Consider the following 15,677-nt stretch of genomic DNA (forward strand, 5'->3'; position numbering starts at 1 on the left):
GCGCGACGGCGCTCGACGACACGGCCGCGCTCGACGACACGGCGGCGCTCGACGACACGGCCGCGCTCGACGACACGGCGGCGCTCGACGACACGGCCGCGCTCGACGACACGCCCGCGCTCGACGACACGCTCGCGGCCGACGCCGACGCCGCAGGCCTGGCGGATGCGATTAGCGACCCCGGACGGGCCGGCGACTATTCCCCGGCCGGATACCGGCGCATCGTCGCGCTCGCCGGCGAGCTGGCCGCGCTGCGCCGCCGCCTCGACCATCCGCTGCCGGAGCTCCTCGCCGAGGTGCGCCGGGTGCTCGGCGTCGACTGCGAGGTCAGGGCCGCCCAACACCCATCGTCGGGCCGGGCCGGAACCGAGCACCTCGACGCATTCGCCGACGTGGTCGCCGGCTACGCCGAGCGGGCCACCCCCGCGTCGAAGGCGTCGGCTGCCGGCCTGCTGGCCTTCCTGGACGCGGCGATGCACGTCGAGAACGGCTTGCCGCCCGCGCAACTCGCCGCGGCCCACGACCGGGTCCAGGTGCTCACCGTGCACGCCGCCAAGGGTCTGGAATGGCAGGTGGTGGCCGTGCCGCACCTGTCGGCCGGGGTGTTCCCGTCGACCGCTTCGGCCCGCACCTGGCTCACCGACGCCGCCGAGCTGCCACCGCTGCTGCGCGGCGACCGTGCATCGGTGGGCGCAGGGGGCATCCCGGTCCTGGACACGTCCGACGTCACCGATCGAAAGCAGCTGTCGGACACAATCTCCGCGCACCGCCGACACCTGGAGCAACGCCGTCTCGACGAGGAGCGCCGGCTGCTCTACGTAGCCATCACCCGCGCGCAGGACACCCTGCTGCTGTCCGGCCATCACTGGGCGGCCACCGGAATCACGCCGCGCGGCCCGTCGGAGTTCCTGCGCGAGCTCAAGGACGTCATCGACCGGTCGGCCCTCGCCGGCAAACCCTGCGGGGTGGTCGAACACTGGGCATCGGGGCCGGCCGATGGTGAGCGAAACCCGTTGCGCGACAACACTATCGAAATAGACTGGCCTGCCGATCCGCTGGGTGCGCACCGCGCCGACGTGGAGCGCGGGGCAGCGCTGGTCGCCGCGGCGATGGCAACGGAGATCGCACCGGACGCCGGCACCGACGAGTGGGCCGCCGACGTCGACGCGCTGCTGCGCGAGCGGGACCGCGTCGCGCGGCCGCCGTCACCGGCACTGCCCGGTCAGCTGTCGGTCAGCGGTCTGGTGGATTTGGCGGGTGACCCCGAGGGCGCGGCGCAGCGGCTGGCCCGCAGGCTGCCGGCCCGCCCGGACGCACATGCTGTGCTGGGCAACGCGTTTCACGAGTGGGTTCAGCGGTTCTACGGCGCCGAGCGGCTCTTCGACCTCGCCGACCTGCCCGGAGCGGCCGACACCGACGTCGCCGAGGTCGACGCTGCGCAGCTTGCCGCGCTGCAGGAGGCTTTCCGCGCCTCGCAGTGGGCGGCACGCACGCCGGTGGCCGTCGAGGTGCCGTTCGAGATGGCCGTCGGCACCACCGTGGTGCGTGGGCGGATCGACGCGGTGTTCGCCGAACCCGACGGCGGCGCCACCGTGGTGGACTGGAAGACCGGCGATCCGCCGCGCGGCCCGGACGCCGCCCGGCAGGCCGCCGTCCAGCTCGGCGTGTACCGGCTGGCCTGGGCCGGGCTGCAGGGTTGCCCGGAGTTGTCGGTGCGCACCGCTTTTCACTACGTGCGCCGCGGGCTCACCGTCGAACCCGACGAACTGCCGAGCCTCGACGACCTGGCAGCGATGCTGGCGCCTAGGCGCTCCGGTTGATCTTGAGTGCGCTGGTGATCATCGGGATCTGCAGCGGCAGCCGGGCCAGCGCGACCGCGCGCATCGGCCACGGCTTGTCCCACCACAACCGGACCATGTTGAGGTTGGCCGGAAACACCGCGACGAACAGCGCGGCGGCGGCCAGCGCGCCGAGCCGGCGGGTGCGTCTCATCAGCAGCAGCGCCGCGGTGACCACCTCGGCGACGCCCGACGCGTAGGTGTAGGCCCGCGGGCTGCCCGGCAGCTCGGCGGGGATGATGGTGTCGAACGGCTTCGGCGCCAGGAAGTGGGTGATGCCGATGCCGACCAACATCGCAGCCATGCGATGGGCGGGCTTCTGACTGGCGTCACGGTCGAGTAAGGGTGCGGTGGCTGTCATGGTTACATTGTGTCGTGCGCCAGCCGATGACGGAACGCCGTGGCCCGAGCTGACTCGGCCCGCCTGGACGAAGCACCGAGGGCCCGGCCCGGCCACACGCTGGTCGGGGTGCTGCGGATACCGGAAAGTCATGCACCGATCCGTGCTGTCGCCCGGCGCGTCGGCATCGCTCTGTTGGCCCTGCTGGCCACCGTGATCCTGGTCTACCTGGGTCGGGCCGGGTATTCCGACACGCGCGGCAAACCGTTGTCACTGCTGGATTGTGTGTACTTCTCCACGGTGTCGCTGACCACCACCGGCTACGGCGACATCACGCCGGTCTCACAGTCCGCACGGCTGATCAACGTCGTGCTGATCGCTCCGCTGCGGGTGGCGTTTCTGATCGTGTTGGTCGGCACCACGCTCGAGGTGCTCGCCGAACGGTCCCGGCAGGCGTGGAAGATTCAGCGTTGGAGGGGCAGAGTGCGCAACCACATCGTCGTCATCGGCTTTGGCACCAAGGGCAGAACGGCCGTCGCCGCGCTGCTGGACGACGGAATCCCGTCCGGCGAGATCGTGGTGGTCGACGCCGACCAGACGATACTTGATCGCGCCGCGGCCGCCGGCCTGGTCACCGTGCACGGCGACGCCACCAAGTCCGATGTGCTGCGCCTGGCCGCCGTCCAGCACGCGTCGTCGCTGATCGTTGCCACCCAGCGTGACGACGCCGCGGTGCTGATCACCCTGACGGCACGGGAGATCGCGCCGAAGGCCAAGATCGTGGCCGCGATCCGGGAAGCCGAGAACCAGCACCTGCTCCAGCAGTCGGGTGCGGACTCGGTGGTGATCTCCTCGGAGACCGCGGGCCGGCTGCTCGGCATCGCCACCACCACGCCGCGCGTCGTGGAGATGATCGAGGACCTGCTGACCCCGTCGGCGGGGTTCGCCATCGCCGAGCGCGAGGTGGAGCAGGCCGAGGTCGGCGGGTCGCCGCGACATCTGCGTGACATCGTGCTCGGCGTGGTGCGGGATGGTCGGCTGCTGCGCGTGGACGCACCCGAGGTCGACGCCGTCGAGGCGGGTGACCGGCTGCTCTACATCCACAGCGTGAGCACGTGACGGCGGCGGGTCGCCGCCAGGAGGCTTAGCGTGGATTTCCAGCTGCACAGCGTGCCGTTGCTATCGCGTGTCGGCGCGGACCGGGCCGACACGGTGCGCACCGATGTCGAAGCCGCCGCTGCGGGCTGGGCCGACGCCGCGCTGCTGCGGGTGGACGGCCGCAACCAGGTGCTGGTCGCCGCGGGCCGGGTGGTGCTCGGCGCGGCGAACACCGTGGGCGACACGCCGCCGCCGGACGCGGTGTTTCTGGGCTGCCTCGAGGACGGCCGGCACGTGTGGGCGATCCGAGGGCCGCTGCAGGCACCGGCCGACCCCGCTGTCGCCGCCGAGGTGGCCGACCTGCGCCGCGCCGGTGAGCTGTTCGACGACACCAGCGCGCACCTGGTGTCCGCTGCCCTTGCGTTGCTGAACTGGCACGACAGCAGCCGGTTCAGCACGGTCGACGGGGCGCCGACCAGACCGGGCAGGAGTGGGTGGTCGCGGGTGGACCCGGTCACCGGCCGCGAAGAGTTCCCGCGTATCGACCCGGCGGTGATCTGCCTGGTGCACGACGGCGGCGACCGGGCGGTGCTGGCGCGTCAGACGGTGTGGCCGCAGCGGCTGTTCTCGCTGTTGGCCGGTTTCGTCGAGGCCGGCGAGTCGTTCGAGACGTGCGTGACCCGCGAGGTCCGCGAGGAGATCGGCCTGACCGTCCGCGACGTCCGCTACCTGGGCAGCCAGCCGTGGCCGTTCCCGCGCTCGCTGATGGTCGGCTTCCATGCGGTCGCCGACCCGGCGCAGGACTTCTCGTTCAACGACGGCGAAATCGCCGAGGCGGCGTGGTTCACCCGCGACGAGATCCGGGCGGCGCTCGACGCCGGCGACTGGAGCAGCGCCTCGGCATCGAAGCTCCTCCTGCCGGGTTCGGTGTCGATCGCCCGGGTGATCATCGAGTCCTGGGCCGCGGCGGGCTGACCTCACCCGGTGGTCGCCGGGCCCTGTCCGCCCAGCTCCGCCAGCTTCGCCGTGACCGCGGCCGCGCCGGGGTTGGTCAGCGTCGAGCCGTCGGCGAACTTCACCGTCGGAACCGTCCGGTTGCCGCCGTTGACCGAGCCGACGAACTCCGCGGCCGCGGCGTCCTGCTCGATGTCGACCTCGTCGTAGGCGATCCCGGCGGACCTCAACACCGCCGTGAGCCGGTGGCAGTAGCCGCACCAGGGCGTGGTGTACACGGTCAGCGCAGCGATGCTCATAGCACTTTTATAGACGGTGTGGCGCTGCCCGCGCCGTGTCGGGCACCCCTGCCAAGATAGGGGCCATGCCGATGACCGCGGACGCGCTGATCGCCGGCCTCGACGACGACCAGCGCGAGGCCGTCCTGGCGCCCCGCGGACCGCTGTGCGTGCTGGCCGGCGCCGGCACCGGCAAGACCCGCACCATCACGCACCGCATCGCCGCGCTCGCGGCCGCCGGTCACGTCGCCGCCCAGCACGTGTTGGCGGTGACGTTCACCCAACGCGCGGCCGGTGAGATGCGCGCCCGGCTGCGGGTGCTGGGCGACGCCGCGGGCGGCGGTGTCGGCGCGGTGCAGGCGCTGACCTTTCACGCGGCCGCGCACCGCCAGCTGCGGTATTTCTGGCCGCGGGTGGTCGGTGACACCGGCTGGCGGCTACTGGAGAGCAAGTTCGCGGTGGTCGCCCGGGCGGCCACCGCCGCCGGCTTGCAGTTGGGCACCGACGGCGTGCGTGACTTGGCCGGGGAGATCGAGTGGGCCAAGGCGTCGCTGATCTCCCCCGAGCAGTACCCGGCCGCGGTGGCGGCGGCCGGCCGTGACACCCCGGTGGACGCGGCGCAGGTCGCCGCCGTGTATTCCGGCTACGAGGCCCTCAAAGCCCGCGGCGACGACGTGGCGCTGCTCGACTTCGACGACTTGCTGTTGCACACCGCGGCCGCGATCGAGAACGACGCGGGCGTCGCCGCGGAGTTCCGGGACCGCTACCGCTGCTTCGTTGTCGACGAGTACCAGGACGTCACCCCGCTGCAGCAGCGGGTGCTCTCGGCGTGGCTGGGTGAGCGCGACGACCTGACCGTCGTCGGCGACGCCAACCAGACCATCTACTCGTTCACCGGGGCGTCGCCGCGCTACCTGCTGGACTTCTCGCGGCGCTACCCGGACGCGACCGTGGTGCGCCTGGAGCGCGACTACCGGTCCACGCCGCAGGTGGTGTCGCTGGCCAACCGGGTGATCGCCGGTGCCCGCGGCCGGGTGGCGGGCACCAGACTGCGTCTGGTCGGTCAGCGCGACCCGGGACCGGAGCCGTCGCTTCGCGAGTATCCCGACGAGCTCGCCGAAGCCGCGGCGGTGACCGCCGCGATCGCGCGGCTTGTCGACAGCGGGACACCGCCGGCGGAAATCGCGGTGCTGTACCGGATCAATGCCCAGTCCGAGATCTACGAGGAGGCTCTGACCGACGCCGCCGTCCCGTTTCAGGTGCGCGGCGGCGAGGGGTTTTTCAGCCGTCAGGAGATCAAACAAGCCCTGGTGGCGGTGCAGCGCGCGGCCGCCCGCCCCGACCCGCCGCAGCCGGCTGAGCCGCTGCCGGATGTCGTGCGCGGGCTGCTCGAACCGCTCGGGCTGACGCCGCAACCACCGTCCGGCGTCCGGGCCCGGGAGCGGTGGGAGGCGCTGGGCGCGTTGGCCGAACTGGTCGACGAGGAGGTCGGCCGGAGTCCGGGGCTGGACCTGGCCGGCCTGCTGACCGAACTTCGGCGACGCGCCGACGCCCGCCATCCGCCGGTGATGCAGGGCGTCACGCTGGCCTCACTGCACGGCGCCAAGGGGCTGGAGTGGGATGCGGTGTTCGTGGTCGGCCTGACCGACGGCATGCTGCCCATTTCGCATGCGCTGGCACACGGCGACGACAGCGAGGCGGTTGAGGAGGAGCGCCGGCTGCTCTACGTCGGAATCACCAGGGCCCGTGTGCATCTGGAGTTGAGCTGGTCGCTGTCGCGAGCGTCCGGTGGACGAGCCAACCGCAAGCCGTCGCGGTTCCTCAGCGGCATCGTGGCACCTGCCGCGCCGCCGGGCAGGTCGCGGCGCCACCGGGGTGCGCGGTCGCGCTGCCGGGTCTGCGACAAGCCCCTGACCACGCCGGCCGCCATCATGCTGCGCCGCTGCGAGACGTGCGGCGTCGAGGTCGACGACGAGCTGCTGAGCCGGCTCAAAGAGTGGCGGCTGCGCACCGCCCAGGAGATGAAGGTGCCCGCCTATGTCGTCTTCACCGACACCACGCTGATCGCCATCGCCGAGATGCTGCCCTCCGACGACGCGGCGCTGGTCGCGATCCCCGGCATCGGCGCCCGCAAACTGGAGCAGTTCGGGCCCGCCGTGCTGGAGCTGGTGCACGGCCGCGGCGAGGCACCGGAAAATCGGTTGGCGGGCGAGGGCACGACCGGTTAGCCTCTAACTCTCAATCGGGACGGCCGTACACCTGGAGGGAGCCATGATGATCGCCGTGAATCCGTTCGGCGTCAGCCTGGACGCCGGCTCCCGCCATGCCGCCCATGCGGCGGCGGTCGCCGCCGCAGCCGACACGTCCGCGGATCGGGGCTTTCCCTAGGGGCCAGACACCAGCCCGGTACTCACCCGATGGCCACGGACCGTCACCAGGATCCGTGGCCACATTTTTTTGCGGGCAGCAGCCCGCACCTGGTCCGGATTCCCCAAACCAGACCAGGAAGCAGGTGCCGACATGGTGGCGCTGGAGTTGCCGTGTACGCGCGACCCCGACCTGTGGTTCGCCGAGAGCCCGGCCGACCTCGAGACCGCCAAGGCGCTGTGCGCCCACTGCCCGATTCGGCGACAGTGCCTGGCCGTGGCGCTACAGCGGGCAGAACCGTGGGGCGTGTGGGGCGGGGAGATTCTGCACCGCGGAGTGATCCTGAACCGAAAACGTCCCCGCGGACGGCCGCGCAAAGATGCGGTGGCCGCTTAGGCCTCGACCGAGGCCTAGACCTGGACCGCGAAAGTGCAACTACCGACGGGTTTCTCGAGTGAGGGCGTCGGTAGTTGCACTCTCGCGGATGGACCGCGGCCCGCCGACCGGGCGGCGGCTAAACAACAGCCGTGTCGGGTTCGGCGAATCCGGGGATCAGCTTCGCCGACAGCGCTTTGATCGGCACGTGCGCGTCCAGCTGACACAGGATCGCCCCCACCGACGCGATCACCCGCAGCGGAATGGCCAGCTTGGCCGGCAGGTCCAGTTGGCGGGCCGTCTTGATCTGCGCCACCGACCGGTCCATCTGACCCGCGGTCATCCTCTGCAGCCACTTGCGGGTGTAGTGGAACACGTCCACCTCGACCGGCTCCACGTACTGGCGCAGCATCTCGTCGATGTCGCGCACCGACACCTGCTGGCCCTCCTGGATGAAACCGGCCCGCTCCATCGTCGGCAGCAGCAGGTCGTAGTTCTTGTCCCGGGCCAGCCGGATCGTCATGCCCAGTTCGATCGGAAAGCCGCCGGGCAGCGGCGCCACCGCGCCGAAGTCGATGACACCCATCCGGCCGTCGGGCAGCAGCATGAAATTGCCGGGGTGCGCGTCGCCGTGCATCATCTCCAGCCGGCCTGGCGCGTCGAAGGTGAGCTCCAGCAGCCGCGTCCCGATCAGGTCGCGTTGCTCGACGGTGCCGTCACGGATGATTTCGGCCATCGGCACGCCCTCGATCCACTCCTGGATCACCACTTTCGGGGCGCTGGCCACCACGTGCGGCACCGCGAAGTGCGGACTGTCGTGGTACGCCTTGGCGAAGGCGCGCTGGTTGTCGGCCTCCAGCCGGTAGTCGAGTTCCATCTCGGTGCGCATGACGAGCTCGTCGACCACGCCCTGCACGTCGGCGCCGGGGGAGAGCTGTTTGAGCACACCGACCATGCGCTGCATGGTCTTTAGGTCGGCGCGCAACGCCTCGTCGGCGCCCGGGTACTGGATTTTGACGGCCACCTCGCGGCCGTCGGACCACACCGCTTTGTGCACCTGGCCGATGCTGGCCGACGCCACCGGCGTGTCGTCGAAGACGCTGAACCGGTCCCGCCACTTGGTGCCCAGTTGCGCGTCGAGCACCCGGTGGACTTTGTGGGCGGCCAGCGGCGGCGCGTCCTTTTGCAGCTTGGTCAGCGCGTCGCGGTAGGGCTCGCCGTACTCCTCGGGGATCGCGGCCTCCATGACCGACAATGCCTGGCCGACTTTCATCGCGCCGCCCTTGAGCTCGCCGAGCACGGTGAACAGCTGGTTGGCGGCCCTCTCCATCATCTCGGCGGTGACCTCGTCCTTGGACTTGCCGGTCAGCCGTTTGCCGAACCCGAGCGCGGCCCGGCCGGCCATGCCGACCGGAATGCTGGCCAGCTTCGCGTTGCGTGCCGCGCGCCCACGTTTGATGTCCGTCACAGCTCCATCATCCATGAGGCGCCGGGCCTGCGGGCGTCGATGCGACCAGAACCACTGTCAACACGGACACAGTGGATGTTTCGGCCAGTGCCTGGCCACGATCGAGCCGCTGTGGACGTCGAATTCCAGCGTCGTGTTCAACGCCGGCGGCGGCGCGCCGTTGGTGCCGCGCACGGCGCCGATCACCCGCTCGACCTGGCTGAGCGCCAGCGCCGCCGTCGCGAGCTGGGTCGCCCGGTCGGCCATGCCGACGGCGTCGCGCAGCTGGGCGGCGACGACCGGCCACGCCGCGTCGCGGTCCCGGCGGTGCAAGTCAGCGCAGCCCAGGCAGCTGGTGACACCGGGGATGACCAGCGGGCCGACCAGCCCGGCGCCGTCGCGCACCCGGACCGGCAGGTGCGGCACCCGGTCGCCGTGCAGGTCGCGGATCAACCGGGGGTCGACGACCAGGCTGTCGGACAACACCACCAGGTCCACCGTGCCGGCCGTCAGCACGGCATGCGGCTGGCTGCTGTGCTTGACCCGGGCTCCGGAGCAGCGCAGCGCCTCGACCAGCAGCGCCGACAGCGGGCCGCGCCCGTGCACCCGGACTGACGCCGCCCGGCCCGGGTGCCGGCGGTCGCCGCGGGTCACGACGCCGGCGTCGACCAGTTGGGCGAGCAGGTCGCCCAACTCGTCGGCGGACACCGTTGCCGCCTGGCGCTGCAGTTCGGTGGTCGACATCGGTGAGTGCATCGATCGCAGCAGCGCCGCCAGCGCGGCGGGGCGCACGCCCCGGGGCGGCCGGATCAGCACCGCGCGGCGCGGATCCCAGCCGACCTGGACCAAGTCGTCGGGCCGCAGCAGCACCGGCATCGCCGGGTTCAGGCAGTACAGTGTCGGCGCGGCGCGGGGCACATGTCGCAGGGTGCCACGCCCGGCGCGGCGAACCGTTCAGCTATCCACAGCACCGTCCGGGCCGGCGTCGCTACGGCGCTCGAACTCGGCGATCGCCTCGTCCAGACCGCTGGTGTCGCCGCCGATCACCCGGTCGATGAACCCGGCCGGTTCGTCGAGATCCGCGGACTCCGGCACCAGATCCGGGTGCTGCCAAACGGCGTCGCGGCCGTCGACGCCGGCGGCCTGGGTCAGCCGCTCCCACAGCGCGGCGGCCTCCCGCAGCTTGCGCGGCCGCAGTTCGAGTCCGACCAGGGTGGCGAACGTCTGCTCGGCGGGTCCGCCGGTGGCCCGGCGCCGGCGCAGTGTCTCGGCCAGCGCGGCGGTACCGGGAATGCGGTCGCCCAGCGCCGCGGTCACCACGGTCTGCACCCAGCCCTCGACCAAGGCCAGCAGCGTCTCCAGCCGCTCGAGGGCCTGGGTCTGCTCCGGTGTGGCTTTGGGCTCGAACACGCCCTGCTCCAGCAGCTTCTCGACGGCGGCTGGGTCGCCCAGCGAAGCGGGGTTGAAATCCCTTGCCAATTCTTCGATTCCGGCCATGTCGATCTTCATTCCCGCGGCGTAGGCCTCGACCGCGCCGAGCAGTTGACTGGCCAGCCACGGGACATGGCCGAACAGGCGATGGTGGGCGGCCTCGCGTGCCGCCAGGAAGGTCACCACCTCGCTGCGCGGCTGTTGCAGGCCGGCGGCGAACGACTCGACGGCCTCCGGCAGCACCGCGGCTGTTCCCGCAGGGCCCAACGGCAGCCCGATGTCGGTCGACGTCAGCACCTCGCGGGACAGCCGGCCCAACGCCTGACCCAGCTGTGAGCCGAACGCCATGCCGCCCATCTGCGACATGATCGACATCAGCGGACCGGCCATGCTTTTCGCTTCCTCGGGCAGCGCCGCCGCCCACACCGTCGCGATCTGATGAGCCATCGGGTCGCACAGCCGCTTCCAAGTGTCCAGCGTGTTGTCCACCCAGTCGCCGGGCGTCCAGGCGACGGCCCGGGTGGTCCCGGCGGGCAGCGCGGTAACCCCGTCCAGCCAGGTTTCGGCAAGATGCACCGCGTCGCTGATCGCCGAGTGGGTGGCGGCCGGGATCGGCGCGACGAATCCGATCGAGTTCACCGCCAGCTGCCGGGCCAGCTGGTAGTTCACCGGGCCGGGGGATGCGCCGGCGGCCGCGGCGGTGCCCGCGCCGCTGAACATTTGACCGAGCTGGGTGAAGAGCTGGCCGAGGTCGGCCATGTCGAAGTTGCCCGCCGAACCGAACGGGTTCGCCGGACCGGAACCGAGATCGGGGTCGTCGTTCCCGCGCTGGTCGCGGTCGGGGTCGTCCTCGGGGGAGAACCCGAAGGGCAGGTCAGCCATGCCCTCAACGGTACCCACCGGCCGAGCGGCGCGGGCGCCGTACGGTAACGCTGTCAGTGAACCGCCGGGTGGGGGATGGCCGGGCAGTCGGCCCGGTCTGTCTAGGGTAGGCGCTGTGAACAGGCGGATTCTGACGCTGCTGGTAGCCGTGGTGCCGATCGTGGCCTTCGGAGTGCTGCTGGCGGTGGTGACGGTGCCCTACGTGTCCGTGGGGCCGGGTCCCACCTTCGACACGCTCGGCGAGGTCGACGGCAAGCAGGTGGTCGACATCCAGGGCACGCAGACGCACCCGACGACGGGACACCTCAACATGACGACGGTGTCCGAGCGTGACGACCTGACCCTGGCCGAAGCGCTGGCCATGTGGCTGTCCGGCAGCGAGCAGTTGGTGCCGCGTGACCTGATGTACCCGCCCGGCTCGTCGCGAGAGGACGTCGACAATGCCAACAACGCCGAATTCAGGCAGTCCGAGCGCAACGCCGAGTATGCGGCGCTGGGGTACCTGAAGTATCCGAAGGCGGTCACCGTCGCGACGGTCAACGACCCCGGGCCGTCGGTGGGCAAGCTGCAGGCCGGGGACGCGGTCGACGCGGTCGACGGCACCCCGGTGGCCAGCGTCGAACAGTTCACGGCACTGCTGAAGAACACCCGACCCAAGCAGGACGTCACGATCGCCTTCCGGCGCAAGAACGCGCCGCCCGGTGTCGCGCGGATCACGTTGGGCACCAATCCGGATCACGGCTACGGCTTTTTGGGTGTCGGGGTGCTGGACGCGCCGTGGGCGCCGTTCGTCATCGACTTCAACCTGGCCAACGTAGGCGGGCCCTCGGCCGGGCTCATGTTCAGCCTTGCCGTCGTCGACAAACTCACCACCGGTGACCTGGCCGGTTCACGCTTCGTCGCCGGCACCGGAACCATCGATCCCGAGGGCGCGGTGGGCCAGATCGGTGGTATCGAGCACAAGATGGAGGCGGCCCGCGCGGCCGGAGCGACGGTGTTCCTGGTGCCTACCAAGAACTGTTACGAGGCGAGCTCGGACAACCTGCCCGGCCTGCGGCTGGTGAAGGTCGAGAACCTGCGCGAGGCGGTGGACGCGCTGCATACCGTGACGTCGGGCGGGCAACCGCCGAGCTGCTAGTCCCGGTCGAGCGCGCGACGGCTGAGCGGCGGCCGGTCAGTGCAGCCCCGGCGGTGCGTAGAGTTGTGAGACGTCGAGGCCCGTGCCCGACAGCCGATTGAGCTCGACAGCCGATTGAGCCCGACAGCCGATTGAGCCCGACAGCCGATTAAGCAGGGAGCGTTACTCGTGGGGATGCGGCCCGCCGCCAGAATGCCGAAGCTGACTCGCCGCAGCCGGATCCTGATCGCCATCGCGCTGACGGTGATCGCTTTGCTGCTTGTCGGTCCCCGACTGATCGACGGCTACGTCGACTGGCTGTGGTTCGGTGAGTTGGGCTACCGGTCGGTCTTCACCACCGTGGTGCTGACCCGGTTGGCGCTGTTCCTGGCGGGGGCATTCCTGGTGGGCGGCATCGTGTTCGCCGGGCTGGGGCTGGCCTACCGCAGCCGGCCGGTGTTCGTCCCAGTCAACGGCAACGATCCGGTTGCCCGGTACCGCGCCGCGGTGACCGCGCGGTTGCGCGTGATCGCAATCGGAATCCCGGCCGCTATCGGTCTGCTGGCCGGGATCATCGCGCAGACCTACTGGGTCCGTATTCAGCTGTTCCTGCACGGCGGTGACTTCGGCATCCACGACCCGCAGTTCGGAAAGGACCTCGGCTTCTACGCGTTCGAACTGCCCTTCTACCGGCTGGCGCTCAGCTACGTGTTCGCGGCCCTACTTCTGGCGTTCGCGGCAAACCTGTTGACGCACTATGTATTCGGCGGTATCCGGCTGTCCGGTCGGATGGGTGCTGTGAGCCGTTCGGCTCGCATCCAGTTGATCAGCCTGGGCACTGCGCTGGTGGTCACCAAGGCGCTCGCCTACTGGTTGGACCGCTACGAGCTACTGTCCCACACCCGCGCCGGTAAGCCGTTCACCGGAGCCGGATACACCGACATCAACGCGGTGCTGCCGGCCAAGCTGATCATGCTGGCAATCGCTCTCATCTGCGCGGGCGCGCTGTTATCGGCGATTGTCCTGCGGGACTTACGGATTCCAGCTATCGGGCTGGTCCTGCTGCTGCTGTCATCGTTGATCATCGGTGCCGGCTGGCCGCTTATCGTCGAGCAGATCAGCGTCAAACCCAATGCCGCACAGAAGGAAAGTGAGTACATCAGCCGCAGCATCACGGCGACCCGGCACGCCTACGGGCTGACCGACGACGCGGTGACCTACCGCGACTACAGCGGTGACGGGCGCGCGACCGCCGAGCAGGTGGCGGCGGACCGCGCCACCACCTCGAACATCCGGCTGCTCGATCCCACCATCGTCAGCCCGGCGTTCACGCAGTTCGAGCAGGGCAAGAATTTCTACTACTTCCCCGACCGGCTGTCGATCGACCGCTACCTGGGTCGCGACGGGAACCTGCGTGACTACGTCGTCGCCGCGCGTGAACTCAACCCGGACCGGCTGATCGACAACCAGCGCGACTGGATCAACCGGCACACCGTGTACACGCACGGCAACGGGTTCATCGCCTCGCCGGCCAACACCGTACGGGGGATCGCCAATGATCCCAACCAAAACGGCGGGTATCCGGAGTTCCTGGTCAATGTGGTCGGCGCGAACGGCGGTGTCGTGTCCGACGGTCCGGCTCAGCTGGATCAGCCGCGCATCTACTTCGGTCCGGTGATCGCCAGCACGCCCGCCGACTACGCGATCGTCGGGCGCAATGGCGTCGACCGGGAGTACGACTACGAGACCAACACCGAGACCAAGAACTACACCTACACCGGCGTCGGCGGGGTGCCGGTCGGCAGCTGGCTGTCGCGCAGCGTGTTCGCCGCGAAGTTTGCGGAGCGAAATTTCCTGTTCTCCAGCGTGATCGGCTCCAACAGCAGAATCCTGTTCAACCGCGACCCGGCTCAGCGTGTGGAGGCGGTGGCGCCCTGGCTGACCACCGACAGCGCGGTCTATCCGGCGATAGTCAACAAGCGGCTGGTGTGGATCATCGACGGCTACACCACGCTGGACAACTACCCCTACTCCGAGCTGACCTCGCTGTCGTCGGCCACCGCCGACTCGACCGAGGTCGCGTTCAACCGGCTGTTGCCCGACAAGCAGGTCTCCTACATCCGAAACTCGGTGAAGGCCACCGTCGACGCCTTCGACGGGATCGTCACGCTGTACGCGCAAGACGAGACCGACCCGGTGCTCAAAGCGTGGATGAAGGTGTTTCCCGGCACCGTCAAACCCAGGAGCGAGATCACGCCCGAGCTTGCTGAACATCTGCGCTATCCCGAAGACCTGTTCAAGGTGCAGCGGATGCTGCTGGCCAAGTACCACGTCAACGACCCGGTGACGTTCTTCTCCACGTCGGATTTCTGGGACGTGCCGCTCGACCCCAACCCCACCGCCAGCAGCTACCAGCCGCCCTACTACATCGTCGCGAAAAACATTGCCAAGGAAGATAATTCGGCGTCCTATCAGCTGACCAGCGCGATGAACCGGTTCAAGCGCGACTACCTGGCCGCCTACATCAGCGCCAGCTGCGATCCGGCCACCTACGGCAAGATCACCGTGCTGACCATTCCCGGGCAGGTCAACGGGCCCAAGCTCGCCAACAATGCGATCACCACCGACCCGGTGGTGTCGCAGGACCTCGGCGTGATCGGCCGCGACAACCAGAACCGGATCCGGTGGGGCAACCTGCTGACACTGCCGGTGGCCCGGGGCGGCCTGCTCTACGTCGAGCCGGTCTACGCCTCCCCCGGAGCCAGCGACGCGGCGTCGTCGTATCCGCGGTTGATCCGGGTGGCGATGATGTACAACGACAAGGTCGGCTACGGGCCGACCGTCGGCGATGCGCTGACCGGGTTGTTCGGGCCCGGAGCCGGGGCCACCGCAGCCGAGATCGCGCCGACGGACGCGGGTGCGCCGGCGAGCCCGGCGCCGGAGAACTCGCCGGATGCACCGCCGGCGGCGGCACCGCCGGCGGCGGCACCGCCGGCTGCGGCCGCACCCCCGCCGCCGAGCGCGGCGGTCCCGTTGTCTCCAGGCAAGGCCGCCGCGTTGAAGGAGATCCAGACGGCGATCGGCGCCGCCCGCGAGGCGCAGAAGCAGGGCGACTTCGCTGCCTACGGGGTCGCGTTGCAGCGTCTCGACGACGCGATCACCAAGTTCAACAACGCCAAGTGATCCCGGCTGCGACCGCGAGGGTGCGCGTCGGTACGTCGCGGGCAGCCGCCGCGGTGTGCATGCTCGCCCGGCGCGGTTGCGCCGTGTCCGGCCTGCGATGTGGCCCGTCGGCGATTTGGCCGCGTGGCGCCGGTTCGGTAGCCTGGAGTTCACCATCGCGGGGTGGAGCAGCTCGGTAGCTCGCTGGGCTCATAACCCAGAGGTCGCAGGTTCGAATCCTGTCCCCGCTACCAGTCCAAAACGGCCGCCGGAGGCTTCTCCGGGGGCCGTTTTCATGACCAATGGGAACACTTTTGGGAACGTTGGGGCGCTAACGGATTATGCGGAGCGCCGGAAAACGTCGTGAGCTCTAAAGTCGCCGACAACG

The 15,677-nt window shown here is 70.1% G+C and carries 12 protein-coding genes and 1 tRNA gene; 8 read left to right on the plus strand and 5 right to left on the minus strand.

Going from position 1 to position 15,677, the window contains the following annotated elements:
- The coding region (locus tag ABDW21_RS12835) for a 3'-5' exonuclease (RefSeq protein WP_343710526.1) at positions 1-1,820 on the plus strand (1,820 nt) is incomplete at its 5' end.
- Here the strand turns inward: ABDW21_RS12835 and ABDW21_RS12840 are convergent.
- Entirely contained in the window at positions 1,804-2,199 is a 396-nt protein-coding gene (locus tag ABDW21_RS12840; RefSeq protein WP_343599652.1) for a hypothetical protein, read from the minus strand. The two genes, ABDW21_RS12835 and ABDW21_RS12840, sit on opposite strands and share 17 nt — an antisense overlap.
- A gap of 39 nt (positions 2,200-2,238) precedes the next feature.
- Between ABDW21_RS12840 and ABDW21_RS12845 the strand changes: the two genes are divergently transcribed.
- Both ABDW21_RS12845 and nudC read left to right on the plus strand, forming a co-directional pair.
- Positions 2,239-3,297: a potassium channel family protein gene (locus ABDW21_RS12845; protein ID WP_343599651.1), complete on the plus strand. Its 1,059-nt coding sequence runs from the start codon at positions 2,239-2,241 to the stop codon at positions 3,295-3,297.
- 30 nt (positions 3,298-3,327) lie between these two features.
- Positions 3,328-4,251 (plus strand): NAD(+) diphosphatase, encoded by a 924-nt coding sequence (gene nudC, locus ABDW21_RS12850; protein ID WP_343599650.1) that lies wholly within the window; start codon positions 3,328-3,330, stop codon positions 4,249-4,251.
- A gap of 2 nt (positions 4,252-4,253) precedes the next feature.
- Here nudC and mrx1 read toward each other — a convergent pair whose 3' ends face one another.
- A complete protein-coding gene (gene mrx1, locus ABDW21_RS12855; RefSeq protein WP_343599648.1) occupies positions 4,254-4,529 on the minus strand; it encodes a mycoredoxin Mrx1 in 276 nt (91 codons plus the stop codon).
- Between the two features lie 65 nt (positions 4,530-4,594).
- Between mrx1 and ABDW21_RS12860 the strand changes: the two genes are divergently transcribed.
- Positions 4,595-6,736: an ATP-dependent DNA helicase UvrD2 gene (locus ABDW21_RS12860; protein ID WP_343599646.1), complete on the plus strand. Its 2,142-nt coding sequence runs from the start codon at positions 4,595-4,597 to the stop codon at positions 6,734-6,736.
- Between the two features lie 292 nt (positions 6,737-7,028).
- Entirely contained in the window at positions 7,029-7,271 is a 243-nt protein-coding gene (locus tag ABDW21_RS12865) for a WhiB family transcriptional regulator (protein WP_343599645.1), read from the plus strand.
- A gap of 118 nt (positions 7,272-7,389) precedes the next feature.
- Here ABDW21_RS12865 and ABDW21_RS12870 read toward each other — a convergent pair whose 3' ends face one another.
- The 3 genes from ABDW21_RS12870 to ABDW21_RS12880 all read right to left on the minus strand — a co-directional run bounded on the left by ABDW21_RS12870 (position 7,390) and on the right by ABDW21_RS12880 (position 11,028).
- On the minus strand, positions 7,390-8,733 hold the full coding sequence (locus ABDW21_RS12870) for an AarF/UbiB family protein (protein WP_343599644.1): 1,344 nt from the start codon (positions 8,731-8,733) through the stop codon (positions 7,390-7,392).
- A 42-nt stretch (positions 8,734-8,775) separates the two neighbouring features.
- Positions 8,776-9,573 (minus strand): cyclodehydratase, encoded by a 798-nt coding sequence (locus ABDW21_RS12875; RefSeq protein WP_343599697.1) that lies wholly within the window; start codon positions 9,571-9,573, stop codon positions 8,776-8,778.
- A gap of 78 nt (positions 9,574-9,651) precedes the next feature.
- On the minus strand, positions 9,652-11,028 hold the full coding sequence (locus ABDW21_RS12880) for a zinc-dependent metalloprotease (protein ID WP_343599642.1): 1,377 nt from the start codon (positions 11,026-11,028) through the stop codon (positions 9,652-9,654).
- Positions 11,029-11,125: 97 nt separating this feature from the next.
- Between ABDW21_RS12880 and ABDW21_RS12885 the strand changes: the two genes are divergently transcribed.
- The 3 genes from ABDW21_RS12885 (at position 11,126) to ABDW21_RS12895 (ending at position 15,543) form a co-directional block, all read left to right on the plus strand.
- On the plus strand, positions 11,126-12,148 hold the full coding sequence (locus tag ABDW21_RS12885; protein WP_343599640.1) for a PDZ domain-containing protein: 1,023 nt from the start codon (positions 11,126-11,128) through the stop codon (positions 12,146-12,148).
- A 168-nt stretch (positions 12,149-12,316) separates the two neighbouring features.
- Positions 12,317-15,310, plus strand: a complete 2,994-nt coding sequence (locus tag ABDW21_RS12890) for a UPF0182 family protein (protein WP_343710527.1) — start codon at positions 12,317-12,319, stop codon at positions 15,308-15,310.
- Between the two features lie 156 nt (positions 15,311-15,466).
- A tRNA-Met gene (locus tag ABDW21_RS12895) sits at positions 15,467-15,543 on the plus strand.
- Positions 15,544-15,677 lie beyond the last annotated feature (134 nt).

Origin of the sequence: Mycobacterium sp., from assembly GCF_039583805.1 — a bacterium.
Classification (GTDB): domain Bacteria; phylum Actinomycetota; class Actinomycetes; order Mycobacteriales; family Mycobacteriaceae; genus Mycobacterium.

What these genes read in the sequence shown, in the direction of transcription:
- mrx1 (WP_343599648.1), bottom strand. Translation starts at nt 4,529, where the DNA reads ATGAGCATCGCTGCGCTGACCGTGTACACCACGCCCTGGTGCGGCTAC.
- ABDW21_RS12840 (WP_343599652.1), bottom strand. Translation starts at nt 2,199, where the DNA reads ATGACAGCCACCGCACCCTTACTCGACCGTGACGCCAGTCAGAAGCCC.
- ABDW21_RS12865 (WP_343599645.1), top strand. Translation starts at nt 7,029, where the DNA reads ATGGTGGCGCTGGAGTTGCCGTGTACGCGCGACCCCGACCTGTGGTTC.
- ABDW21_RS12860 (WP_343599646.1), top strand. Translation starts at nt 4,595, where the DNA reads ATGCCGATGACCGCGGACGCGCTGATCGCCGGCCTCGACGACGACCAG.
- ABDW21_RS12875 (WP_343599697.1), bottom strand. Translation starts at nt 9,573, where the DNA reads ATGCCGGTGCTGCTGCGGCCCGACGACTTGGTCCAGGTCGGCTGGGAT.
- ABDW21_RS12870 (WP_343599644.1), bottom strand. Translation starts at nt 8,733, where the DNA reads ATGGATGATGGAGCTGTGACGGACATCAAACGTGGGCGCGCGGCACGC.